The following is a 23,495-nucleotide window of genomic DNA, read 5'->3' on the forward strand; positions in this document are numbered from 1 at the left end:
AATTGGAGGTATTACCATGAAAGCTTCTACTTTTCACTATCCTTGGTATAAAAAACAAGATACAGATGCATTCTTTGCTCTTTTTCAAAACAATCTAGCCAATTTCGTCATTATCGCTGTCACTATGCTTGGTATGGGCTTCTCCACCAGTATTGTCTTTGGAAAAGTCATACCTGGTGCTGCGGTTGCAGTTATGGTGGGAAATCTTTATTATGCCTATATGGCAAAACGCCTTGCTGAAAAAGAAAGACGATTAGATGTAACAGCACTTTCCTACGGGATTAGTACCCCTGTAATGTTTGTCTTCCTTTTCGGGGTATTGGCACCAGCACTTGCATTAACAGGAGATCATGAGCTCGCATGGAAAATTACAGTAGCTGCTGCCTTTTTAAGTGGGTTAATTGAAGCATTAGTTAGTTTTACTGGAAACTGGGTAAGAAAAAAGCTCCCTCGCGCTGCCATGCTCGGTGCACTTGCAGGTGTGGCGTTAACATTTATCGCTGGAGAAATGCTTTTTAACACATTCTCCATACCAGTTGTTGGATTGGTTGCCCTTGTTATCATTATTGCTGGAGTAGTAGGGAAAATTGCAATGCCCTTTAAAATTCCGGCATCACTCTTTGCAGTATTAATTGGAACATTACTAGCTTTTACACTAGGGTATCAATCCCCATCTCAAATTTCTGAAGGGCTGGCAAGCATTGGTTTTTATCCAATTCTTCCTTCTCTTGCAGCTTTTGAAGGAATGAGTTATTTGTTTACCGCTTTAATCGGCTTACTTGCCATTATTTTACCGATTACGCTTTACAATGCTATCGAAACGATGAACAATGTTGATGCCATGTCTGCAGCAGGTGACTCTTATGATGTACGTGAGTGTCAAGCAGTTGATGGAGTTGGAACGATGGTTGGTGCGATTTTTGGAGGCCCTTTTCCTACTACCGTCTATATTGCTACGGTTGGCTCTAAATGGATGGGTGCAGGAAGAGGATATAGTATTCTAAATGCTATTGTTTTCGGATTAGCAGCTATGACTGGGGTAATTGCTGCTATGGCTGCTATTATTCCACTTGCTGCAGTAGCTCCAATTTTGGTGTTTGTAGGGATATCAATGGTAGCAACTGCTTTCCAATCCAATGAAAAACGATATTTTCCAGCAGTTGCAATCGCAATGCTACCATATTTCGCAAACTATGTAATGACAAGGTTTAACAACAGTGCTGGGGAAGTTGTCTCTGGTATTTCTGAAGGAATTGTTCCCTTAGGCCAGGGAGCGATGTTTACTGCTATTATTCTAGGTTCCATTACTGTCTATATTATCGATCAAGACTACAAAAAAGGAGCATATTTCGCATTGATTGGAGCCTTCTTATCTTTTATAGGGTTAATGCATGCTCCAAGTTTAACTTTTAATGCGGCACAAGACTTTACCATTGGTTATCTATTAATTACGGTATTTCTCGTTTATTGCACATATAGACACAATGCGACCGTTCTAAGTAAGGAAAACAAAAAGATACCTGCCAAACCAAAAATGGCATCATAATAACAATGAACCAGGAGATGTAGAGACCTGGTTCTTTTTATGGTGTTTGGCTCTACCAAAAAAGGAGGAAGGAAAAACTAGTCGTTTTTCCTTCCTCCCTTCTTTATAGGGACTCATTTATCATTTCACTCTAACCACTTATTTAATAGCAGTTATGACCGCTTTAGCCAATCAACGAAAACTACTTGGTTATACGTTTCATTATAAGAATAGGATTACAAGTGTACCTGCAACGAAACAGTAAATAGAGAAATAAATAAGATTTCCTTTTGCCATAATTCCCATAAACCATTTTAAAGCAAAGAAGGATGCAATAAATGAAGCGATAAAGGCCAATGAATAAGGCAAAATTAATTCATTCAAGTTTTCCATTCCTAACAAATCCTTAGCGGCAAGTATGACACCACCTAAGCTTACTGGGACATATAGAAGGAATGAAAATCGAAGTGCAGTTTCTTGCTTCATTCCACGAGCCATTGCAGCAACAATGGTAGCTCCTGATCGGCTTATCCCAGGAATTAATGCGAAGGCTTGTGCAAGTCCAACAATGATTGAATCTTTGAATGTTAATTCTGCATCATTTTTTCTGCCTCGTAAATTTCTAATTAACCATAGTGCTACACCGGTTATTAGCAGGGTAATACCAATAACTTTAATATTCTCTAAAGCACTTGATATCGCATCTCCAAATAAGACACCAATAACCCCTGCTGGTATTGTACCTACTACCAAATACACGACAAACATAAAGTCTGCCTTATCTTCTTTGTCCTTCTTTGTAATAAATCTTAGTGCTCCAAAAAAGAGCCTTGAAATGGATTCACGAAAAATAATTAAGATTGCTAGTAAGGACGCAGTATTTACAACAATTTCAAATGTTAGTCCTTCCAAGTTCATACCAAATAATTCTTGTAGAATCATAACATGACCACTTGATGAAACAGGGATTGGTTCCGTTACACCTTGTAAAATTCCGAGTAAAATGTACTGTAATAAAATTAAAATATCTTCCATAGATAATACCTCAATTTCTAATAATAGTTAAAATGACATATGCTACAGCCAGGAAGCCTATTAGTTAAAATCTGGCGAACCTCAACTGGAATTTTAATGATGTAACTTAGTACGACTTACACAATATAATACAAGCTAGCAGAAAAAATCAACTCAAATGCCATTGTAACATTTTCTAATAAAAAATAATGACTTAATCCCCATTAATGATTTGTTTTTCTAAATGATTATACCAACCTTCTGTAATTTCTGCATTTTTGGAATTAATAAGAATAGTATCTTCCTCCGTTTGAATCAATAAATATGGCGAAATACCTTTGTGAATAAATAATAGACTACTTCCATACTCCTTCAAAGCAAAATGCCCTTTTGATATATCTTGCAGTCCATATCCATTAGTCCTAAAGGTAACCTCAGGCATACTATCTAAAAGAGTAATAGCTGTCAATTCTTCATAAGTCCATTCATCCCCATACACACCAGTAATTTCGAAGGATGTATCATGAGTCTTCAGTTCAAAATCTTGGTAGCCTAAGAAAAAGACAACACTTAAGAAAATAACGGTAATGAGCGTTATACTTGTGCTTATAATATAACTTTTCTTTCGTTTTTTTGGAATTTCATATTTAGATAAATAAATAAAACCACCGAGCAACAATACGATCATAGCCATTATATTAATTTCCAATGCATAGGAGATGGGAAAAAACAGTAATGGCAATAATAACAGCAATACTATTCCAGTAGTAATTAATAGTTTTCCTGTCTTTTGAGTATATCCCCTTTTTATCAGTTCTTCTTGTTCCTCTTTTGGTCTTGTAGCAAAATTGGAAATTAAATTATATGCCTTCTTTTTTGAAATTGCCCAACCTAAAAGGATAAAAATAGCAATAAGAAAAAGTTGAACACTTAATAATATCCACATTGAATCATCCCTCCTAATTACTAACTAATACGTTTTTCATGCCTTAAAGTTCCAAGCAAAAATATTCCTAGTATAAGGATTGCCAGTTCATAATTATAGGGCCGCTTCTTCCAAATTTTCTGGAGAAAACCGCCCATGTAAAAATATGTATTAATTGTGGAGTCCATGCAAAAGACTCAACCTCTACTTACCTTTTTTTTCTGGTTTTCTTCTATTTTGACCTTTTGTTTTAATAAACGATAAAAATAAAAACTTGGAATAAGGGCCAGCACTAACGCAACTAAAATATAGCCTTCAATCTCTGCTGTTAGCAATCCATCTGCCACAAAGCTAAGCAAAAGTAGATAAATACCATTCCCAATTAAGGTTGCAATGAAAAATGCAGTGAGACTTATGGAACTTACTCCTCCAGCTAAATTAATAAAACTAGAAGGGATAAAAGGAATCATTCTCAAAAATAAAACAAACCAAAATCCATTATTTTCTAGCCTATTTAGGTAAACATTCGGTACTTTCTTCGTAAGAATCGATTGAAACCAGTAACGAAAAACTACAAATCCTAATGCACCAGCGATAACACTTGTTAGGACACTCCAAATGTAACCATATACAAATCCAAACAATGCAATATTTATAACGATAATACCGACAATCGGAATTAAAGTAAGCACATTTTGTATCATCATTAAAAAGAACGTAAGAAATATAATGGTTGTAGTTTTTTCTTGTAACAATAATTGAATCTGTTCCATGTCACCGCTTTTAAAAACGGCAAACCACTCTGTTTGAGTTACCCATATTAAAGCAGTCACAACTAATATGAAAGTACCTATCTTCCATTTTATTTGATTGGGAATGATCGCTCTCTCCCTTCTGTATATAGTTTATTTTATAATGATTAGAATGAATGAACCAATAAAATAATGGGAGAATTAAATTGGATATAATGGGAAATCTTTCGTTCAAAACATCCCTTAATAGCATTATAGCTGGAAAACAAGATGAAATGTTTAACAATCTGTGTATAATTAAGGAAATCAAAAAATATCTGTAAAGATGATAATGTGGAAATTACGAGGAAAGTGCCACTTGACGCTTTTCATAAAAAAATCCGGAAGTTCCTAAAAAAGGAACTCCCGATCATTAACGAACGGTCAATTCTTCATTTTTTCTAAAAGCATATAGATCCCTTAGAAAGAATCTCTTTCTCATTAGAATTAGAAAGTTTGTGCTTTATCTTTTGCACGCGCAATTGCGTCTGCTTTAATAGCTTCTGCATTAGCAGGCATTGCATTGTGACCTTCCACAAATATTCCTTCGAAGGAAGGCACTCCAAAGAATTGCATGATAACATCTATATAACGATGTCCCATTTCCAACGCAGCAGCCGGACCTTCAGAATAAATGCCTCCACGTGCTTGAATATGTAAAGCTTTTTTGTCTGTTAACAGTCCAACAGGTCCTTCGGCAGTATATTTAAAAGTTTTTCCTGCAACCGCAACTGAATCTAGATATGCCTTCATAACAGGAGGGAATGAGAAATTCCACAAAGGAGTTACAAATACATATTTGTCTGCCTCAACGAATTGCTCAGATAACTCAGAAAGTCGGCTAACCTTCGCTTTTTCTTCTTCGGAAAGCTCTTCAAAACCTTTTCCTGTTTGAAGTTTCCCCCACCCGCTGAATACGTCCGCATCAATATAAGGGATATGCTCTTTATACAGGTCTAGGTGTACTACTTCATCATTAGGATTAGCTGCTTTATATGTATCAATAAAAGCTTTCCCTACTGCCATACTATAAGATTGTGTGTCATCATGTGGATGAGCTGTAATGTATAAAACTTTTGCCATGTTGAATCTTCCTCTCTTGTTTGTCATTTATTATTAGTTTGCAACAAAAAGGGATATGTTACCAACTATCTTGAATTAATTTATTTTTAATTCGAGATATATCGTAAAATAAAATCGCTAATATTGCAAGTAATATGAATAAAAAAAGATTTGCTTTTGGACAATCAAGCAAATCTTTTACATCTAACCTTCATTATTTTCCTTCGTTCTGCAGAATATAAGGGTTTCCTCCGAGATTTTTTCGGATATCATCAGTTAAGATGAAAGGTTCTTCACTATAAATATTTACGTTCTCTGCTGAATAATTTTGAATACTGCCATCATAGTGATTTGGTTTACCATCCATTTTATCCACCTACACTTTTAGCATTATCTTTCACTACTATTGTACTATTTTATGCAAAATTTTTACAGATGAATTTAGGATAATATTGGATAAATTCCAATGATAGGTAAAAAAACTGCATCATTCGCTTTTTTGTATTTGCGCAATGAAACTTTCTACCATATCACGATCATTTAGTACTTTCTGCATTACTTCTTCCTGCCAAATCTTCTTATCCTCTTTAAATACACGAACATCTTTACCATATAGCTCCTCTATCTGTTCCCTATTAAAGGTATAGGAGATTGTTTCTCCTAACGAATTTATATGAAATGTTACGAATTCCCCATTGTCAAAAAAAGTAAAGTAGACAGTGGCATTAAAGATTAATGTATATGGCAAATTCCTTTCAATAAAAGCATCTTTTTCAAAATCAGTCGCAGAATTTCCTTCCGATAATCGGTAATTCATGTTTATCCCCATTGGATCTTCTGAAGTCTGTAGTTCCATTCCATTAGCAAAATACTTTCCGGGTAAAATTTGACTGTGGAATTTACCTAGAGATCCGTTGTTACCTATATAAGCTGTATCTTGATTTATTTGATCATGCACTTCTATACTACTCAAGTACGATACATAATTGTCATGAACCTGCTCTGTATTATCCCCTCTTGAAGTAGGGTTTATTGCTCCATTCTCTGAAAAAATAATGATCGAAAACAAAATAATTACAGCAGCGCTCGCAAAAGCCATACTAATCCCCTTCAGATTCCCCATCAAGCTCCCTCGTTCTTTTCTGATCTTTTGCTTCATAATAGTTTGATGCATTTTTTGTTTATCCACTTCATTGAGGCGGGGCTTTGGCATTGATTTCAATCGTTCATCTAGCTTTCTATTCACGGAACTCCCCCCCTAACTTTTGGTGCAGCGCCAGTTTGGCACGATATAAAGTGGAACCGACCTTCTTCTCACTCCACCCAAGAATTTCTGCCGTTTCCTGTACAGATAACTCCTTAATGCCCCTCATCACCAATACTTCCTGATATGACTGCTTTAAAGACCTGATGGCACACATGAACTCTTTTTGATCCTCCGTTAAAAAATATATACTCTCAGGGGAAGCTACCTCTGATCTTGCTTTATCTGTTTCTAATAAAAAGAACCATCTCTCCCTTTTTTTCTTTCTTAATGCGTCGATGGCAACATTTCGAGCAATACTATACAACCATGTTTTAGGAGAAGAGTTTCCCTTGAACGTTGAAAAGCCTTTTAAAGCTTTAATAAAAACCTCTTGAATAAGGTCCTCCACATCATGTTTTTCAGTACCCAATCTGTAAAATAAAAATTGAAAAATATCATCGCTATATTCATAAAACCATTTCGAAATGACTTCTTTGTTGGACATCCTTTTCCCCCAGTAAAAACAGTTTCTTATCTATTAGACGTACCTATATTCATTTTATCGCAGTGATTACAAAAAAATCTTTCCCGTAAATGGAAAAGATTTAAGAGGGGTATATATTTGTTAATTAAAAATTCGTCTAAATAGGCCTTTCTTATATAAAAATGCTATACATAATAAAAGTTTCGAAGGCAAACGCTTAGGAAAAAATGGTTTGTGATAAAAAAGATCATAGGCTTTTTTTAAATCATTCCATTGATTACAACGGTTCTTCTGCGTAAAGCGTACAACATCGATAAGTATTATTCTTTCTGTCGGTGTAATTAAAATATTGTGAAGATGAATATCAGAAGGGTTCAATCCCCTCTCCCTTGCATGTTTTATTGCGTCATCCACATCTGATAAGATACTTCTATTCATTTGTTTTCCCGTCACTAAACAACCAAATAAGGTCAGCCCTTCGACAAAGTCAATAACAATAAAGTTCTTCCCAGAATTATAGAGGATAGGAAAATAGGATATTCCTGCTAATCTCTCATAAACACTTGCTTCTTTTTGAGCTAAATGTTCAAAAGGAGGATAAAACACTTTAATTGCAATATTCCTTCCTCTTATCCGAAATACATAAGCGCTTCTACCTGACCCTATTAATTCTAACTCTTGGTAATTATAAGATATTAACTTCATATGATTTCGCTTGTTGTTAAAGACAATAGATTCAGCAAGCTGTTGATAAGGTTTACTACTCCTGTTTGTTTCCATCAATTTATCGTCGCTCACTTTCTCAACTCGTTATTCCATTTATTGACCGAGTTCTTCCAACAAATTCATCATAGTTGTGACTTCATTTATTAATGTGAACAGCTCGGAATCCTGCAGTTTTTCTAGCGTTAATTCACCATTTATCATAGAATTTTCAATAACATGTTTGATTTCTTCATTTTTTTCTACTAACTGTTGATGAACTCCTTTTGCAATAGCTGGTGGTTCTGTTTCATTAAATTCATCTATTGCGTCAGATAATGATTTTAATTCCGCTTCCAATTCATTTTTAGCTTCTGCATTTATTGCAGCGTCTTTAACCATTTGCGGGGCAACTTGCCCGAAATCCTGCCACTTGTTAATATGTTCTGTTGCTTTATTTACATATTGTAAGGTACTGTTTACCTCACCTAATAAGGAACAACCACTTAAAAAAAAGGAAAATAATAGGATTATTGGAATAAATAATTTACGCATATACATTTCTCCTTACTTCTTCATTCTCTTCTTTACTTCTTTCATCACCACAGGTAAAACTTTTTGCTTAGCAAAAGTGAGCCCTTTTTTTAAAATCAATGCTTTTACTAGTTTTTTGATCATGAAACTACCTCCAGAATAATCTCCACAAAAAAGGGACCTTTCACCACATCTGGCAAAAGATCCCTAGAAATAAAGAAAGACCTTTGCCAGATTGAATGTACTGACAAAGGTCTCGCTAACAACATACGTTGCCAACAAAGCCGAGGATATTTAAATCCCGTAATGACGACTTTGCTGTTTATATAGCTACTCCCCTTTGGGAAATTAAATTTTAATTTACACTATCATAATAGCCTAAATTGAACGAACAGTCAACCATCACTACCATTGTAAAGATATCATGAAGATTCCTTAGGAGGGTTTCTACAAAAAAAACACTATGCTATAGTAATAGCTAATTCCGATATACATATTCTACATTAAAGGAGTATTTGAACTACTATTTGAGGTGAACATTATTGAAAAGAAACAAAAGCTTAAAATCATTACTTGAAATACTCTTGGTATCAACTAGACTTGGTCTAACTTCCTTCGGAGGACCAGTGGCACATCTCGGTTATTTCCACACAGAATATATTCGCCGCAGAAAATGGATGGATGAAAAAAGCTATGCAGACCTTGTGGCACTAAGTCAGTTCATCCCTGGTCCTGCTAGTTCTCAAGTTGGTATAGGGATAGGAGTTATGCGCGCAGGTGTCCTTGGTGGAATTGTTTCCTTTCTTGGCTTCACACTTCCATCTGTCCTTGCATTAATCCTTTTTGCACTTATTTTACAAGGGTTTGATGTAGGAAATGCCGGCTGGATTCACGGCTTAAAAATAGTGGCAGTTGCTATAGTTGCTCACGCTATTATTGGCATGGCTAATAATTTGACGCCAGATTTAAAAAGAAAGGCTATTTGCTTGTTAGCGTTAGTTGTAACACTCCTTTGGCAAACAACTTTCTCCCAAGTATTAGTCATTTTACTTGCAGCAGGGTTCGGGTTTCTTTTTTTCAAGCATCATGCTCAAGCAGATGATTCTAAGCTTGAATTTCCAATATCAAAACGTTTGGCTATTATTTGTCTCACCATATTTTTCGGTCTATTATTTCTTTTACCTGTTCTTAAAGAAGTAACATCCTCAAGTTGGCTAGCACTTTTTGATAGCTTTTACCGAGCCGGCTCCCTTGTATTTGGTGGGGGACATGTTGTGTTACCTTTGCTTGAAAGAGAATTTGTACCAACAGGATGGATTAGTGAAGAACAATTTCTTGCTGGTTATGGTGCTGCACAGGCAGTTCCTGGCCCATTGTTTACCTTCGCTGCTTACATCGGTGCCGTCATCAACGGCTGGCAAGGTGGACTACTTGCAACAATCGCCATCTTTTTGCCTGCCTTCTTATTAATTTTAGGCGCATTACCCTTTTGGGATTCGCTCCGTCGTAATACAAAAGTAAAAGCTGCCTTAATGGGGGTAAACGCTGCAGTTGTAGGAATATTAATTTCTGCTTTCTATTTCCCAATTTGGACAAGTTCCATCCTTGCACCAATTGATTTTGCCTTTGCTGCCATCTTGTTCAGTATGCTTGTTTTTTGGAAATTGCCTCCATGGATGATCGTCTTAACAGGGGCTATAGGAGGAACACTTATTAGTGCTTTCCTATGAGTTGATTACTTTTCGTTTGGGAAGAGCATCTTAATGTGTATTAAAGCAATCTCTCGAGGATTTTGGTAGTAACCGGAAAACCTTTCGTGGTGTTTCACACATTTTTGATGGTAAATCGAATTCCTTTGAAGGTGTTCCCTATTCCTTTGGAGATCCAACATACATCTGCCATTTCCTTAGAGGAGTGGCAGTTTTTCTTCATTAAATTGTTATACCATTTGAGGATACCGGGGATCCTTTGATGGTCTTTTGAAAACCTTTAGTTGATTTTGACAAACATTTGATGCTAACTTCTAAACCTTTCGAGGTATTCCGTAAACCTTTGATGGTATTTGAAGAACCTTTGGAGATACCTCTAACTAGACCCTTTTCAAGATAGATAGTTTGTAACCACTTGTTATTTTCACTTCCTTCCACCTTTCGTGCTATCCGACACACCTTTAGTGGTCTTCCCAAATCCTTTGATGCTATCCTCTAAACCTGTTGAGGTATTCCGCGAACCTATGATGGTCTTTTGAAAACCTTTGGAGGTACCTCTAACAAGACCTTTTCCAAGATAGATAGTTTGTAACCATTTGTACTTTTCGGATAATCTTATGTGATCTTCCTATAAACTTTCTATGTAATCTGCAAGCTTTTAACCCCGGACAGCTATCACCTCATCCCCAATAACCCGAACATTTGGGCACCGTAGTGCATAGGATATTTTTAAAGAGCAATAGGGGGTTTATCATAGATGCCGACGGTTGTTAATCTTTACTGCATGAAGGTAAATAGTATATCAGGTAATGGCTCCGTGACAATTGGAGAAGCGACACATAATAGCCCAACTTCCAATAACAAATCACAGGGTATAAATTCATCCTATGGTGATACATCTCCTACAGAAGCAATGATGGAGAACGTGTTTATTGATCCAGATGTAAATGATCAATCTGAAATTGCAAGTCAAGCAGCGTTAAGAACAGAGCCTGATTTTTGGGATTCGGGCAATAGAATACCTGTTTCATCAACTGATTCTATGCCAATTCCGATACCTATCAATAGTTCACCAGAGCCAAATTAATGGAGGTTTCTCATGCCGTATCAAATAAATATTTTCAATATTAAAGTGAATGGAATTTCTCATAACGGAAATGTGGATATTGGTCCAACTGTTCATAATAGTCACACTGCTAACAGTAAAAATTATGGGGTGAACATATCACTGGGAGATTTGTCGCCAACTAGTTCCCAAATGAATACAGGTGTTTTGGACCCAGATGTTAGTGATCAAGATCAAATTGCGAATCCAGCAATTCCTGTGTCAAATATGATTTAGCGTGTTAAATTTTTGAATGGGGGATTTTTGATGAATATGGAAAAAATGAAAAAATGGATGGAGCTGACATCACAGTATCAAAATAATGATTTTTGGAACAAGATATTTACGAATCATTCCCCCAATCAGTTTTTTAACTTAAATGATGATTTTCCACTTCATGATGTTTATCAGAATGAATCTCACATTGGGGTAATTATTGAGCTCCCAGGTATACATCCAGATCATGTTCAATTGTCTCTTCATACTCCTAGTCACCTTTTAATAAAGGGGGATTCCAAACCACTTTTCCCATCAGAAAAAGAAATCAAAAAAGAACGTTTCTATGGGGAGTTTGAGAGGATTTTACTTTTGCCTGAGCCAGCTGATGCAAATGAGCTCGATGTCAAGTTTCATCAAGGTTTACTTACCATTTTTTATCCTAGAAAAAACAAATCTGTCCCGTATAGGACGAATACTTAATTGTATCACTACTAACTAATAAGTGTGTGATCATAATGATATTGAATTTTTTTAAAAAGAAAATAATTGCTGAATTCAGGGAAGAAACCAAGGTTGAACGGACATTTCTTCAAAAAAGGATTGCAGACCTTGAGTTAGAATTGGTTCAAATAAAGGGATTGATAGCAAAAGCGAATGTAGAAAAAGCAATACAAGAACCTGAGAAATCTACAATCATCATAGAAAACCTTTCAATTGAAGCTATTAATATCGACACTGCAGATTTAAGCAATAATTTTGGCCAGTTAGGAATAAAAGATTTAACTGGACAATTATATATTGGGACTAACTCGCAAACAACTCTACCGAATCAAGCATCTCCTCCCGCTCTTCAACCTTTAATCAAAAAAGCACCTAAGTTCTCCATTCATTCAAAAAAAGAAAATAAAACCATTCAAAAAAATTAGCTTTTCGTTATTATCGGTAAATACTAGCTTACTCCTTACTTTTTGGTAAGTTTCTAAAAAATAAACCCAAGAATGTGATTGGTCAACATTCTTGGGCAATTTTTTTACTATTAACTTGTATTCGCGTTTTATATATATTTACCAATAATAAGGATACCCGTACCCATAATATGGATAACCATAGTATGGATATCCATAACCGTAGCCCCCAAGTAAACTTGCTCCAAGAAGTCCTCCTGCAAGTCCTCCTATGAAAGGACCTCCGAAAAATGGCCTTCCAAATCCAAATGGGCGGCCAAATCCGAATGGTCTTCCGAAACCGAATGGTCTCCCGAATCCAAAAGGCCTTCCAAAAATTCGCTGGTCTTCTGTATTACCATATAAGGCAGTTTGTTCAAAAGGTTGGTTCATGTTTATCTCCTCCATCAAAATTGAATTACTCAATTATAAATATGAAGGATTTATCATGTAGGTACTTTGTCTATTTATGGATGGGCACTTTACCAAATTATATGGTTGCTCTCTTTTTTAATACACCCACCATTAGTGCGGTCACAAACGCTCCGATACTGATTGCAAGAACGTAAAGGAGAATACCACCTGATACGATAGGAATAACGAATATTCCACCATGCGGAGCAGGTAATCCAATACCAAATAACATTGTTAAACCACCTGCTACTGCAGACCCTACAACTGCGGAAGGTATAACACGTAACGGATCTGCTGCGGCAAATGGGATGGCTCCCTCAGTAATAAATGAGGCACCCATTATATAGCAAGTTTTCCCCGCTTCTCTTTCCTGCTTATTAAACTTATTTTTAAATATGGTAGTGGCGATGGCCAATCCTAGCGGAGGTACCATACCAGCTGCCATGATAGCTGCATGAGGTGCAAAGTTTCCTGCATCAATCATGGCAATACCAAATGTAAATGCAGCTTTGTTAATTGGTCCCCCCATATCAATTGCCATCATAGCACCTAAAATAATCCCCAATAGAACAAGATTTCCAGAGCCAAGACTACCTAGCCAGCTTGTTAATCCGGTATTGATTGCTTTTAAAGGAGTTACTAATTGGAGCATGATCATTCCAGTAAAAAAGACCCCAAATAAAGGATATAACAGAACAGGTTTAATCCCCTCAAGAGAAGTAGGTAGCGTACTGAATACTTTTTTAAGCCCAAGTACAAGATATCCAGCTAAGAAACCTGCAATTAACCCACCTAAAAAGCCTGCCTCCCCTGTAAAGGCAATAAATCCGCCGACCATCCCTGCAGCAAATCCAGGTCTGTCAGAGATACTCATCGCAATAAATCCAGCTAAAACCGGAATCATTAAAGCAAATGCATTTTTACCACCAATTATATTCAATTGTTCTGCAAACCAATTGTAGCTCGGGTCATTAGGGTCAGCTGAATTAATACCGAACATGAAAGAAATGGCAATAAGGATACCGCCCCCTACAACAAACGGCAGCATGTTGGAAACTCCGCTCATTAAATGCTTATAAAAACCTGAGCGCCCCTTCTTTTCATCAGAAGAAGTACGATTCACAGTCCCGGTGTATTCTTTTCCTTCTCCTCTGTTCGCTTTTGTTAGAAGTTCCTCAGGCTTTCGAATCGCCTGCGCAACAGGTACTTGGATAATTTTTTTCCCGTTGAAACGGTCCATTTCTACTTGTTTATCCGCTGCGACAATAATGCCTGTTGCATTTTCAATATCAGTCTGTGTTAATTCATTCTTAACACCACTAGATCCATTCGTTTCCACTTTAAGGTTTAATCCTATTTCTTTTGCTTTATGCTTTAGCGCATCCGCTGCCATGTAAGTATGCGCAATGCCTGTTGGACATGCGGTTACAGCAAGAATTAGGTTATCTTCATTTCTATTTACTTTTTCTTGCTCTTCTTCTTGAAACAGCTCGTTTTCCTTTGAATTAATTATCTGTATTACCTCTTCTTTACTAGCTGCTTCCATTAGTTTTGTTCTAAAATCACTATCCATCAGCATAGAAGACAAACGGGACAGCGTTTCTAAGTGAGCATTGTTTGCCCCTTCACTAGCCGCGATCATAAAGAACAGGTGGCTTGGCTGACCATCAAGAGATTCGTAGTCAATCCCTTGTTTTGACATACCAAATGCGATGGCTGGTGTTTTTACTGCATTGGTTTTTGCATGTGGTATAGCAATCCCTTCTCCTATTCCAGTAGTGCTTTGTGCTTCTCTGGCAAGGATCGCTTCCTCATATTTATGTTTATCTGAAAGGCGCCCTGCTTGATGAAGAGATTCAATCAATTCCTTAATAACGTCCCTTTTGGAATTAGCCTTCAACTCTAAAATTACGGTATCTATTGTCAATAAGTCTGTAATCTTCATCCTTACTCCTCCTTACCTGTCCATTTTTCTATGGTAACTTCATTTAAAGTAGTTAAAACCTCATCACTTCGGCATAGGTCGTGGGAAAATGCCGTCGCACTTCCTGATGCAATTCCAAATTTTAAAGCTTCAGAAGCACCTCCGGATTTTACATATTCTGCTAGAAATCCAGCAACAAGTGAATCACCAGCTCCAACAGAATTTTTCACTTCCCCTTTTGGTGCCTTTGCTAGATAGACCCCTTCACCTGTATATAAAACTGCCCCATCTCCTGCCATCGAAACTACTACGTTCTCAATTCCTTGATCATGAAGTTTTTTGGCGTAATACACTACCTCATCAATCGATTGAATAGCAACACCAAACAATTCTGCAAGTTCCAGATGATTCGGTTTAATGAAAAAAGGCTTATAAAAAAGCAATTCTTTCAATACAGTTCCACCAGTATCTAATACAACCTTTGCCCCTTTTGTCTGACACTTCTGAATCAAAATTTCGTAAATTCTTGGATTAATAGTACTTGGAATACTACCAGCCAATACGACAAAATCATCCGTTGTCAGGGAGTCCAGTTGATTTAGCAAACTGCTGATAGCACTTTCATCCACAATTGGTCCTGTGCCATTTATTTCAGTTTCATCTCCTGCTTTTAGCTTTACATTAATTCTAGACTCTCCACTCACCTCTAAAAGAAGTGTGTTCACTTGCTCTTCCATTAATTTTTGTTGAATGAAGTTCCCGGTAAATCCAGCTACAAAACCTAATGCAGCTGTATTTGCACCGAGCCTCTTTAACACTCTTGATACATTAATTCCTTTTCCTCCAGGGAAGTAATTCGTCTGTTTTGCACGATTAAGTTCACCTTCTTGAAAAGATTCCAGTTCCATTACATAATCAACAGATGGATTAAGTGTGATGGTATAAATCATGAATGAACCTCCGTTACTGATGTTTTCTCTCGATATGCTTCTGCTACTTCGTGATCCATTCTATTAGTAATAATGTTTGCAGATGAAATGTTTGCTATTTTTGCAAAAGCAATTTCATTGAACTTAGAGATGTCTGCTAGAATAAAAGTCTCATTTGATTGTTTGATTGCTGTGCTTTTCACAATTGCTTCTTCGGGATCAGGAGTTGTAAAACCACTTTGAATATGAACTCCATTAGTCCCAATAAAAGCTTTGTCAAAATAGTATTCTTTAAGGGAATCCACAGCCTTACTTCCGATAATGGCACCTGTTTGATTCTTCATATATCCACCAATGATATATGTTGTTACTCCTTTTTCCATCAAAGATTGAATATGAGCGAAACCATTAGTCACTACCTTAACTTTCTTGTTTTCCAGCAGCGGAATCATCTGATAAGTTGTAGTACCAGCATCTAGAAAAATACAATCGCCGTCTTTTATTAAATTTGCTGCAGCTTTAGCAATTAGCTTTTTTTCTGAAAGGTTGATAGAAGATTTTTCAATGATACTTGGTTCCATCCCTTTTTGAAGTATCCTTGCCGCGCCACCGTGTACTCTTTTTAGTCTGTTACCTTTTTCAAGCTGACTAAGATCTCTTCGTATGGTAGATTCCGAAGCTCCTGTCGCATCCACCAGTTCTGAAAGCTTTACAACTTCCTGATGTTGAATCATCTCCATTATTTTTTGCAGTCTTTCTGGAGTTAACATTTTATTCACCTTTTTCCTTTTCACTACCTTATATATCTGCTGAGTAATATGCCCAATAAATGAACACAAACCGATATTAGAAAGAAATATTGTGATGTATTTTATAATAGCTACATGCTTATTCTATTGTAAGCTCTTCCAAAAATCAATCAAAAACAATCACTTTCAATCATTACCAATCATTAACCTTTCACATATTAAATTGAACTCAATCACTGGATGGAAGGAGGAAGTGGCTTTACAAACTGTTTGTGGTTACATTTCACTAAAAATAAAAACATGGAGCCTCTTATTGTGAGGTCCATGTTTTTATGGGTTTTATGCATTAAAGCATAAATGATTTAGTTAAAATGGGTTAATAAATCTTCCAACGTATGAATAATGTAATCGTAGTCTTCTACATCACCAAAACCATACTCTGCATAAACAAAAGGGATACCAGCCTCTTTGGCAGCATTATAATCACCTAAAGTATCACCTACATAGACAGGGCTGGCTAAATTATTTCTTTCCATAATTAACTTTATATTTTCTCCTTTTGATAGCCCTGTTTTTCCAGGATTTTCATAATCTATAAAGAAGCTTTCTAATTGATGATACTTATAAAAAGCTTCAATATAGCCATCTTGGCAATTACTCACGATGAAAAGCTTATATTTATTTGATAATTTTTCCAAAACCGCTTCTACATTTTGATATAGTTGGCCACCTTGTTCTTCCAAAACTACATTTTCTAACTCCCCACAATCCTTTATGACTTTATTCCGAGTCACTTCATCTAGATCTGGAAAAAAACGTTTTCCTATTTCATTCATTTGAAGTCCCATCGTTGCTCTAAAGTCTTCACTAGTCAATTCTTTTTCCACTAGCTCAGATTGTTTTAACACCTTATTCCAAGCATTTAATACAGTATCTATCGAATCCCATAAAGTTCCATCCAAGTCAAAAATGATACTATCCATAAATTCTCCTTTTTGGAAAAGTAATACTTTCTTATTTATTCCTTTACAATCAATCCTAACAAAGAGGCAAACATAATAGCTTGTTGCGGCGATACAGTACAACCTTGTAAATTGTTCGGGGATACATTAATATTTTCGAAAATACAGCTACTTATATCTACCCCTTTAAGTTTTGTAGTAGAAAAATCAGTATCATTGATGTCACATTTATGTAAGTCTACTTTTTCTAGGGAACACTCAAAAAAGTTAGCACTATGTAAGCAAGAATCTTCAAATTTCACATGCTTTAAATCCGCATCCACAAAATTACTCATATTAAGAATACAATTTTCAAATGTTACATGTCTCAGACGAGCATCTAACAAATCTAATCCTATTAATTTACAGTCTTTGAATCTTACTCTATGTAAGTTTCCTTTAGGAAATTTAGTATTCGATAGGTCACAACCTTCAAATACGACATCGGTCATATCTATTTGGTGAAAGGAAGAGCTGAATACCTGCACTTTTTTAAACATCACGCCTTGTAAAACGAAATGATTGATTTCTTCATCCGTCACAAATGTATTAGAAACTTCACATCTGCTTAGTTCAGGATCTTCGTGATAAAAAACATCTTGAAAATTCGCCTCTACTAAATTAGAAGGAATTTTTGGCTTATCCACTTTATATCTGGTTGTCATCATTAACTCATCCTTTCCAAAAAGAAAAAATACCTTTCACTTATATTAAGTAAATATCTAGATAAATAAAAGGCTTTTTATTCTGGTGAGTTTCTGTTACATGTCATTATTTAGTTATGTGAGGAATCAAAGACTGACTAAATTAAGTTAATAAGTATAATACTTTATGAGGTGCTTTATCTTACATTTAGGATAAGAATTTTACTGGATCTACAATCTCACAAAGTTCACTTTCTTCAAGAAACTTAGTAACAATTGAACTATGAGAACACCCAACAATAAATAAAATATTTTCATTTTTGGATTCTATATGACGAGTTAAATTAGAGAAAATAATTAAATTTCTTTTGTACCACCAAGTTAACCAATCCATACCAATATAATTGTTAAAATCTCCTATTCGAGCCATATTTACATATAGCTTGTTTAGTTGATTTAGAAAGAATGGGTGATTAAACTCTCTATAAAATTCTAAGAGACTCTTATTTCTAACTAGTTGAGGAAAATGGACTCCTTCAAATAATTCTTTATAAAGGTCTTGCTGGTTATTTTTTAGCCATGCTTCGATTTCTTCATATTCTTTATCTGCTTTTCCCATCCAATCAACTGCATAGAGCTGTTCGTGTTGTAGTTTGGAAGCCAGTCGAAACCCAATCTGATATATTTCGTTCATCTTTAAATGATAATTACCATACTTGTATAGTCGATACCTCTTATTCAATTCCTCATTCTTACTCACTTCCATTTCTACTGCAATTTTTGTAGGGTGAAATTTTTCTAATTTACTTACTAATTCGTTAATTTCCTCTTGTCTTTCCTGAGAATTCAATTCTTCATAACTACTCATGTGAAAAGTTCCTAGTACTAATATTCTAGGTTTATTAACTACCATTAAAGGCACTCCTTCCCTTTATTATGAAGTACAATTGTTCATACAATGATTCATCATTGTAATTTTTATTGCCATTACATTTCCCTTGCACTTGAAGAAATCGAATTTATCGTCTTCTTTGTTTTACTTCATTGATTGCTTGGATTAGTAATTGTTTATTGAAATCAGGGAATAAGATGTTGGTGAACCATATTTCAGACTTAGAGGCTTGCTTTACTAATTCGCTTTTCTCCCCCTGTCCTGATTAATATTTCGGGGGCTGGAAGTCCTTTTGTAAAAAGATAATTTCCAATGATTTCTTCATTTAAATCATCAGTTTTTATAGTTGAACTATTAATATCTTTTACTATAGATTTAACGGCATTTAGAATTTCGTTTCTTCCACCATAATTTAAAGCAAAATTTACTATTAATGAACGGTTTTGTGATGTATGGTTAATTGCTTTTTCTACTGCCGTTTTTGTATGAATCGGTAAACCATTTATATCACCCGAAATGAGGATTTTTATATCCTTTGACATAAATTCAGGTAGTTTTTTAGTTAAGTAAGTGCAGGCAAATCCATAAGATAATTTACTTCGTCTTTTGGTCTTTTCCAATTTTCAGTTGAAAAAGCATACAGGCATCAATAATCTTCTCCATTGCTTTAGAACCAGCAAAATGCCCTTGACTACGTGTCAGCCCCCGTTTTGTCCCCCATCTCCCATTACCGTCCATCAAAATAGCTATATGTTTTGGAATATTTTTCATTTGATTTACCCCTACATCATTCTTCCTACTTAAATGTGTAAACCCATTTAGTTTTTCCGTGTCTTTTTATTTTATTGTGATGCTTTTTTTATCTACCTCATTGATTTCAAGATAATAAACACTCTTCAATGACGCTAGCATCGTTTTTATTGGTGAGCTAATCATTAGTTTTTCATTTTCTCTTCTGTCGATTATAATAGTTACTTCAAACTCGACTTCTTCATCCAATATGAAGTTATGTTTATTAAAATCTAGTGGTAATACATCTCCTTTTCTCACCTTTTCCTTCTCACTTGCATACCCTATATTTGCAGAACCTCTATATGTACCTTTTTGATAATAGGAAACTTCAATGCCTTGGAATTCAATATTTGATTTATTAACAAAATTTATAAGGAAAGTATTCTCATCAGGTATCGTTGTATCTTCGGAATAACTACACCCCAATAGTTGGATACACATAATGAAAATGAAAAAACTACTAAGGTTTTTTTTCATCTCTTTCTCCTTTCAATATATAATTTCACTAAAAAACTTTGAAAGACGAATAGCTTCAATTTCCATCCTTCCAAAATCATTGTTTCCCCTCAGACCGTCGATTCATTTTCTGCTTTTAATACTATGGCATTCGTTAATAGCTTCTTAAGAACAGCGGTAAAAACGGCAAGTAAACTACATGAAAAAATAATTATTAATGCAATAATTCCTATTCCCGGGTGTAAAGCATTTTGCAGTAATAGAAAAATACAACCTATTACATACATATTGCTAATTAAAATTGCACACTTTTTTATATTGTTTAAGGGTATGACAGCAGACTCCGAAAAAGCATTGTGGTTTTCAATAAAATTTAAGAGAGTTGAAGCCTGATATAAAGCAATGAAAAATGGAATTGTCGTTACATACAATCCCAACAATCCTGGGTATTGTAAAAAGGCATATTCAGGGAACATCTCTGCTGTGTAAGTAGCTATATTAGGTAACCAAAATAAACATAAACTACAGTAACTCCGATTAGAAAAATTGCTCCTCTTAAAAACATTGTTGATACTCGATTCATATTATACCGACCTTTCATATTCCATAATTTAACTATAACTCCTTATTTATTGTTTTACAATAAATTTTTGTTTATATTTAATACATTTTCACTCTAACCTATCAAAAGTACTGAAATAGTTTTTTGATAGTAAAGTTTACCCCACAAAAAAAAGTCTTCCTAAAGGAAAACGTCATCATAATCATATTCATCAATTTTGTAACAAGATACGTTATTAGTTGAGCATCCAGCTAAAGTCATACTCGAGTCTTTCAACCGATACGGTTCTTCCATTCAGGAAAATCAAAATAAGTACTATCCCCCATTTCAGCTATAATGGGGGATAGTTTATAGTGGTTAGCTCGGTCTAGTCTTGTTGGATACTTACAAAATTTATATATACTTCCGGTGCACGCTTTTCCCGTCATACGTAAACAAGACATTTTTCGTTTCAATCACAGACTCCATATGAACTGGTCTTCCCCAAAGTTGATATATATATGGTAACACCTTCTCTAAGTACTTCAGGTCTAGTTCAATGCCCTCATACCAGTGTTTTAAATATAATTCCCCGGTGCGTAAGTAGTCGCCATCATTGACAGTAAGGTATGGGAATCCCCCATTTACGCGCATATTTACTAGTTGATCTCGAACACTTTCCCATGTTTTGTCGACAATTTTATAGTCTTTACCTTGTTTTTGGAAGAGGTACATGTCTTCTCTCATCACAAGGTCCTTGTTAAGATAGTTTCTTAAAAAAGAAATATCTGATTCTACTTCCCTTACCTCAAACATTTTTTCACGGCCAGATCCCGGTTTTACTCCATCTCGCTTCATTTTCTCTGTTGGATTGTTATATCGTTCCTCGATGTCTTCAAAAATTTTGATGCCTAAATAATATGGATTGATGCTTGTTTTGGAAGGTTGCACAACGCCAGCATTCAATTTTGCGTATTCGAATGCTTCATCACTTGTTAGATCCATTTCGCGGAGGATGCGTTGGTGCCAGTAGGAAGCCCAGCCTTCGTTCATGATTTTTGTTTCCATTTGCGGCCAAAAGTAAAGCATTTCCTCACGCATCATTGTAAGGATATCACGCTGCCAGTCCTCGAGTTCACTACTGTATTGTTCAATGAATAATAGAATATCTTTTTCAGGCTGCGGAGGGAATTTTTTTTTGCGCTTTTTAGGTGGCACTCTTGGTTTGTTCCTGTCATCCAGGTTCCATAAATCATCGTAAGCAGTTATCTGTTTTCGGGTTTCTTCCTCTTCTTCTAAATCGTGAATACTCCAGGCGAGTTTAGAGCGAATCAAAGATGGGTCGATATGTTCCTGGATTGCGAGTACTGCATTCAGAAAATCTTCTACCTCTTTTTTGCCATAGTCATGTTCATATTGCTTGATTCGTTCTGCTGTTGCTGCCATGCTCTCTACCATATCTCTATTTGTGTTTTGAAAACGGCAGTTGTTTTTGAAAAAATCACAATGCGCTAGGACATGTGCAACAATCAATTTGTTTTGGATTAACGAATTGGTGTCTAATAGGAAGGCATAGCATGGGTTAGAGTTAATGACTAATTCATAAATTTTACTTAGTCCAAGGTCATAATGAAGCTTCATTTTATGAAATTGCTTTCCAAAGCTCCAATGGGAGAATCGTGTCGGCATTCCATAAGCTCCGAATGTATAAATGATGTCAGCAGGACAAATTTCGTAACGCATAGGATAAAAGTCAAGCCCGAATCCTTTAGCGATCTCGGTAATCTCATCAATAGCGTGAAACAAGGCCTTTTCGTCATTCGCTTTCATCAAACTACCTCCCTTTTCCTCTTAACACAATGTATGACGAAGGTGACCATATCATGAAAGGGGATTGTTTGTTAGGATTTTTTTTCGATAGTACATCCATTTGGTAAGGGTAGTGGTATACTAGTATAGGATTTTGATTAATGAAGGAGTATACATATATGGAGTATATATTATTTATCCTATTAGGTTTTTCGATAAGTATGCTTTCTGGTTTTTTTGGTATTGGGGGAGGTCTTGTCCTGACACCAGTACTTTTGCTCTTTGGATATAGCCCAATTGAAGCAATCTCTACTAGTCTATTGTATACAATTGGTACGTCTTTATCAGGAGTGTATGCGCATTTTAAAATGAAGAATATTCAATGGAAAGCTGCATTTATTATGGGGATTAGCGGAATATTGGCAACTCAGTTAGCCTACCCAGTTGTTAATTGGTTGGAACAGAATGGATATGATACGACCGTCGTTCCACTTTTATATTTCGTACTGCTTTCTTACTTTGCGTTTAGGATGTTAAAAAAGGAATCAGGTAATTTGCATCCGCCTTTTGACGCGACTGATAAAAACCAACGATGGATTCCATTTATCTTAATCGGGTTTGTTGCTGGATTTCTTTCCACCACACTTGGAGTAGGCGGCGGATTTATTATTGTGCCTCTAGTTATTTCCTTTTACGGCTTCACCTCTAGGCAAGCTGTTGCAACTAGTCTTGCCAGTGTTATTATGATTGTTAGTGCAGGGTTTATCACCTATGCATTTAATCAGCCAATTCAATACAAGATTGGTCTTTTCTTAATTATCGGAGCTCTTGTCGGTTCTCAACTAGGAGCAATTGCAACCTCGTACTTTAAAAATAGAACCATTCAACAGTTACTCGGATTTTTGTATATTGTTACGATAGCCAGTTTAGTATTAAATATGCTGGAGCTTTCTGTTGTAGGCTTGGTATGCATAGCAGGATATACACTGTTTATTAACATCTATCTAATAGCTAGAATATTAAAGAAAAAAGTCCCATTAGCAAATTAAAAGAGCCTCACTCCAACTTTTTTGGAGTGAGGCAT

The 23,495-nt window shown here is 35.6% G+C and carries 25 protein-coding genes and 2 pseudogenes; 7 read left to right on the plus strand and 20 right to left on the minus strand.

Translation table 11 applies throughout. The features are described 5' to 3' along the window. Positions 1-16 precede the first annotated feature (16 nt). Complete coding sequence (locus LRP81_RS12510) at positions 17-1,546, plus strand: SulP family inorganic anion transporter (RefSeq protein WP_230501620.1); 1,530 nt, start codon at positions 17-19, stop codon at positions 1,544-1,546. A gap of 201 nt (positions 1,547-1,747) precedes the next feature. Here LRP81_RS12510 and LRP81_RS12515 read toward each other — a convergent pair whose 3' ends face one another. From LRP81_RS12515 to LRP81_RS12555, 9 genes are all read right to left on the minus strand, one after another. Beyond that, the gene (locus tag LRP81_RS12515) at positions 1,748-2,560 is read right to left on the minus strand and encodes an undecaprenyl-diphosphate phosphatase (protein ID WP_230501621.1); all 813 of its coding nucleotides are present in this window, start codon (positions 2,558-2,560) and stop codon (positions 1,748-1,750) included. A gap of 193 nt (positions 2,561-2,753) precedes the next feature. Continuing rightward, the gene (locus LRP81_RS12520) at positions 2,754-3,485 is read right to left on the minus strand and encodes a DUF3784 domain-containing protein (RefSeq protein WP_230501622.1); all 732 of its coding nucleotides are present in this window, start codon (positions 3,483-3,485) and stop codon (positions 2,754-2,756) included. Positions 3,486-3,661: 176 nt separating this feature from the next. After that, on the minus strand, positions 3,662-4,297 hold the full coding sequence (locus LRP81_RS12525; protein WP_230501623.1) for a TVP38/TMEM64 family protein: 636 nt from the start codon (positions 4,295-4,297) through the stop codon (positions 3,662-3,664). Positions 4,298-4,702: 405 nt separating this feature from the next. Further along, entirely contained in the window at positions 4,703-5,338 is a 636-nt protein-coding gene (locus tag LRP81_RS12530) for an FMN-dependent NADH-azoreductase (protein WP_230501624.1), read from the minus strand. A gap of 193 nt (positions 5,339-5,531) precedes the next feature. Next, a complete protein-coding gene (locus LRP81_RS12535) occupies positions 5,532-5,684 on the minus strand; it encodes a hypothetical protein (RefSeq protein WP_230501625.1) in 153 nt (50 codons plus the stop codon). Between the two features lie 120 nt (positions 5,685-5,804). Beyond that, on the minus strand, positions 5,805-6,563 hold the full coding sequence (locus LRP81_RS12540) for a DUF4825 domain-containing protein (protein WP_230501626.1): 759 nt from the start codon (positions 6,561-6,563) through the stop codon (positions 5,805-5,807). Continuing rightward, positions 6,556-7,068: an RNA polymerase sigma factor gene (locus LRP81_RS12545; protein ID WP_230501627.1), complete on the minus strand. Its 513-nt coding sequence runs from the start codon at positions 7,066-7,068 to the stop codon at positions 6,556-6,558. The genes LRP81_RS12540 and LRP81_RS12545 overlap by 8 nt, the downstream gene beginning before the upstream one ends. Positions 7,069-7,188: 120 nt before the next feature. Continuing rightward, a complete protein-coding gene (locus LRP81_RS12550; RefSeq protein WP_230501628.1) occupies positions 7,189-7,827 on the minus strand; it encodes a protein kinase family protein in 639 nt (212 codons plus the stop codon). Between the two features lie 39 nt (positions 7,828-7,866). Beyond that, on the minus strand, positions 7,867-8,304 hold the full coding sequence (locus tag LRP81_RS12555) for a DUF6376 family protein (RefSeq protein ID WP_230501629.1): 438 nt from the start codon (positions 8,302-8,304) through the stop codon (positions 7,867-7,869). A 521-nt stretch (positions 8,305-8,825) separates the two neighbouring features. Between LRP81_RS12555 and LRP81_RS12560 the strand changes: the two genes are divergently transcribed. From LRP81_RS12560 to LRP81_RS12580, 5 genes and pseudogenes are all read left to right on the plus strand, one after another. Beyond that, positions 8,826-10,013: a chromate transporter gene (locus LRP81_RS12560; RefSeq protein ID WP_230501630.1), complete on the plus strand. Its 1,188-nt coding sequence runs from the start codon at positions 8,826-8,828 to the stop codon at positions 10,011-10,013. A gap of 736 nt (positions 10,014-10,749) precedes the next feature. Continuing rightward, positions 10,750-10,962, plus strand: a pseudogene (locus LRP81_RS12565) (spore germination protein); the annotation flags it as partial. Between the two features lie 129 nt (positions 10,963-11,091). Beyond that, on the plus strand, positions 11,092-11,334 hold the full coding sequence (locus LRP81_RS12570) for a spore germination protein (protein WP_230501631.1): 243 nt from the start codon (positions 11,092-11,094) through the stop codon (positions 11,332-11,334). Positions 11,335-11,364: 30 nt separating this feature from the next. Beyond that, the gene (locus tag LRP81_RS12575) at positions 11,365-11,796 is read left to right on the plus strand and encodes an Hsp20/alpha crystallin family protein (protein ID WP_230501632.1); all 432 of its coding nucleotides are present in this window, start codon (positions 11,365-11,367) and stop codon (positions 11,794-11,796) included. A 41-nt stretch (positions 11,797-11,837) separates the two neighbouring features. After that, entirely contained in the window at positions 11,838-12,242 is a 405-nt protein-coding gene (locus LRP81_RS12580; RefSeq protein ID WP_230501633.1) for a hypothetical protein, read from the plus strand. 138 nt (positions 12,243-12,380) lie between these two features. Here LRP81_RS12580 and LRP81_RS12585 read toward each other — a convergent pair whose 3' ends face one another. The 11 genes and pseudogenes from LRP81_RS12585 to LRP81_RS12640 form a co-directional block, all read right to left on the minus strand. Continuing rightward, on the minus strand, positions 12,381-12,653 hold the full coding sequence (locus tag LRP81_RS12585) for a hypothetical protein (RefSeq protein ID WP_230501634.1): 273 nt from the start codon (positions 12,651-12,653) through the stop codon (positions 12,381-12,383). A 97-nt stretch (positions 12,654-12,750) separates the two neighbouring features. Beyond that, positions 12,751-14,619 carry a PTS fructose transporter subunit IIABC gene (locus LRP81_RS12590; protein ID WP_230501635.1) on the minus strand — a complete coding sequence of 623 codons (1,869 nt, stop codon included), beginning with the start codon at positions 14,617-14,619 and terminating at the stop codon, positions 12,751-12,753. Between the two features lie 2 nt (positions 14,620-14,621). After that, complete coding sequence (gene pfkB, locus LRP81_RS12595) at positions 14,622-15,548, minus strand: 1-phosphofructokinase (protein ID WP_230501636.1); 927 nt, start codon at positions 15,546-15,548, stop codon at positions 14,622-14,624. Further along, a complete protein-coding gene (locus LRP81_RS12600) occupies positions 15,545-16,297 on the minus strand; it encodes a DeoR/GlpR family DNA-binding transcription regulator (protein WP_230501740.1) in 753 nt (250 codons plus the stop codon). The genes pfkB and LRP81_RS12600 overlap by 4 nt, the downstream gene beginning before the upstream one ends. Positions 16,298-16,638: 341 nt before the next feature. Further along, a complete protein-coding gene (locus LRP81_RS12605) occupies positions 16,639-17,259 on the minus strand; it encodes an HAD family hydrolase (RefSeq protein ID WP_230501637.1) in 621 nt (206 codons plus the stop codon). Positions 17,260-17,294: 35 nt separating this feature from the next. After that, complete coding sequence (locus LRP81_RS12610; protein WP_230501638.1) at positions 17,295-17,942, minus strand: pentapeptide repeat-containing protein; 648 nt, start codon at positions 17,940-17,942, stop codon at positions 17,295-17,297. 187 nt (positions 17,943-18,129) lie between these two features. Continuing rightward, positions 18,130-18,834: a DUF5694 domain-containing protein gene (locus LRP81_RS12615; RefSeq protein WP_230501639.1), complete on the minus strand. Its 705-nt coding sequence runs from the start codon at positions 18,832-18,834 to the stop codon at positions 18,130-18,132. Positions 18,835-19,034: 200 nt separating this feature from the next. Further along, positions 19,035-19,584, minus strand: a pseudogene (gene uppS, locus LRP81_RS12620) (polyprenyl diphosphate synthase). 66 nt (positions 19,585-19,650) lie between these two features. Then, on the minus strand, positions 19,651-20,082 hold the full coding sequence (locus LRP81_RS12630; protein ID WP_230501642.1) for a hypothetical protein: 432 nt from the start codon (positions 20,080-20,082) through the stop codon (positions 19,651-19,653). Positions 20,083-20,171: 89 nt separating this feature from the next. Beyond that, entirely contained in the window at positions 20,172-20,537 is a 366-nt protein-coding gene (locus LRP81_RS12635; RefSeq protein WP_317987069.1) for a DUF2975 domain-containing protein, read from the minus strand. Positions 20,538-21,016: 479 nt separating this feature from the next. Continuing rightward, on the minus strand, positions 21,017-22,432 hold the full coding sequence (locus LRP81_RS12640) for a SpoVR family protein (protein WP_230501643.1): 1,416 nt from the start codon (positions 22,430-22,432) through the stop codon (positions 21,017-21,019). Positions 22,433-22,590: 158 nt separating this feature from the next. Here LRP81_RS12640 and LRP81_RS12645 point away from each other — a divergent pair, with 158 nt between their 5' ends. Continuing rightward, positions 22,591-23,460, plus strand: coding sequence for a sulfite exporter TauE/SafE family protein (locus tag LRP81_RS12645; protein WP_230501644.1), 870 nt, complete (start codon positions 22,591-22,593; stop codon positions 23,458-23,460). Positions 23,461-23,495: the final 35 nt, after the last annotated feature.

The organism is Sutcliffiella rhizosphaerae, assembly GCF_917563925.1.
Classification (GTDB): Bacteria; Bacillota; Bacilli; order Bacillales; family Bacillaceae_I; genus Sutcliffiella_A; species Sutcliffiella_A rhizosphaerae.

Coding starts and splice junctions, on each gene's coding strand:
- LRP81_RS12510 (WP_230501620.1), top strand. CDS start 17: ATGAAAGCTTCTACTTTTCACTATCCTTGGTATAAAAAACAAGATACA.
- LRP81_RS12515 (WP_230501621.1), bottom strand. CDS start 2,560: ATGGAAGATATTTTAATTTTATTACAGTACATTTTACTCGGAATTTTA.
- LRP81_RS12520 (WP_230501622.1), bottom strand. CDS start 3,485: ATGTGGATATTATTAAGTGTTCAACTTTTTCTTATTGCTATTTTTATC.
- LRP81_RS12530 (WP_230501624.1), bottom strand. CDS start 5,338: ATGGCAAAAGTTTTATACATTACAGCTCATCCACATGATGACACACAA.
- LRP81_RS12535 (WP_230501625.1), bottom strand. CDS start 5,684: ATGGATGGTAAACCAAATCACTATGATGGCAGTATTCAAAATTATTCA.
- LRP81_RS12545 (WP_230501627.1), bottom strand. CDS start 7,068: ATGTCCAACAAAGAAGTCATTTCGAAATGGTTTTATGAATATAGCGAT.
- LRP81_RS12550 (WP_230501628.1), bottom strand. CDS start 7,827: ATGGAAACAAACAGGAGTAGTAAACCTTATCAACAGCTTGCTGAATCT.
- LRP81_RS12555 (WP_230501629.1), bottom strand. CDS start 8,304: ATGCGTAAATTATTTATTCCAATAATCCTATTATTTTCCTTTTTTTTA.
- LRP81_RS12570 (WP_230501631.1), top strand. CDS start 11,092: ATGCCGTATCAAATAAATATTTTCAATATTAAAGTGAATGGAATTTCT.
- LRP81_RS12575 (WP_230501632.1), top strand. CDS start 11,365: ATGAATATGGAAAAAATGAAAAAATGGATGGAGCTGACATCACAGTAT.
- LRP81_RS12585 (WP_230501634.1), bottom strand. CDS start 12,653: ATGAACCAACCTTTTGAACAAACTGCCTTATATGGTAATACAGAAGAC.
- LRP81_RS12590 (WP_230501635.1), bottom strand. CDS start 14,619: ATGAAGATTACAGACTTATTGACAATAGATACCGTAATTTTAGAGTTG.
- pfkB (WP_230501636.1), bottom strand. CDS start 15,548: ATGATTTATACCATCACACTTAATCCATCTGTTGATTATGTAATGGAA.
- LRP81_RS12600 (WP_230501740.1), bottom strand. CDS start 16,297: ATGTTAACTCCAGAAAGACTGCAAAAAATAATGGAGATGATTCAACAT.
- LRP81_RS12605 (WP_230501637.1), bottom strand. CDS start 17,259: ATGGATAGTATCATTTTTGACTTGGATGGAACTTTATGGGATTCGATA.
- LRP81_RS12610 (WP_230501638.1), bottom strand. CDS start 17,942: ATGACAACCAGATATAAAGTGGATAAGCCAAAAATTCCTTCTAATTTA.
- LRP81_RS12615 (WP_230501639.1), bottom strand. CDS start 18,834: ATGGTAGTTAATAAACCTAGAATATTAGTACTAGGAACTTTTCACATG.
- LRP81_RS12630 (WP_230501642.1), bottom strand. CDS start 20,082: ATGAAAAAAAACCTTAGTAGTTTTTTCATTTTCATTATGTGTATCCAA.
- LRP81_RS12635 (WP_317987069.1), bottom strand. CDS start 20,537: ATGTTCCCTGAATATGCCTTTTTACAATACCCAGGATTGTTGGGATTG.
- LRP81_RS12640 (WP_230501643.1), bottom strand. CDS start 22,432: ATGAAAGCGAATGACGAAAAGGCCTTGTTTCACGCTATTGATGAGATT.
- LRP81_RS12645 (WP_230501644.1), top strand. CDS start 22,591: ATGGAGTATATATTATTTATCCTATTAGGTTTTTCGATAAGTATGCTT.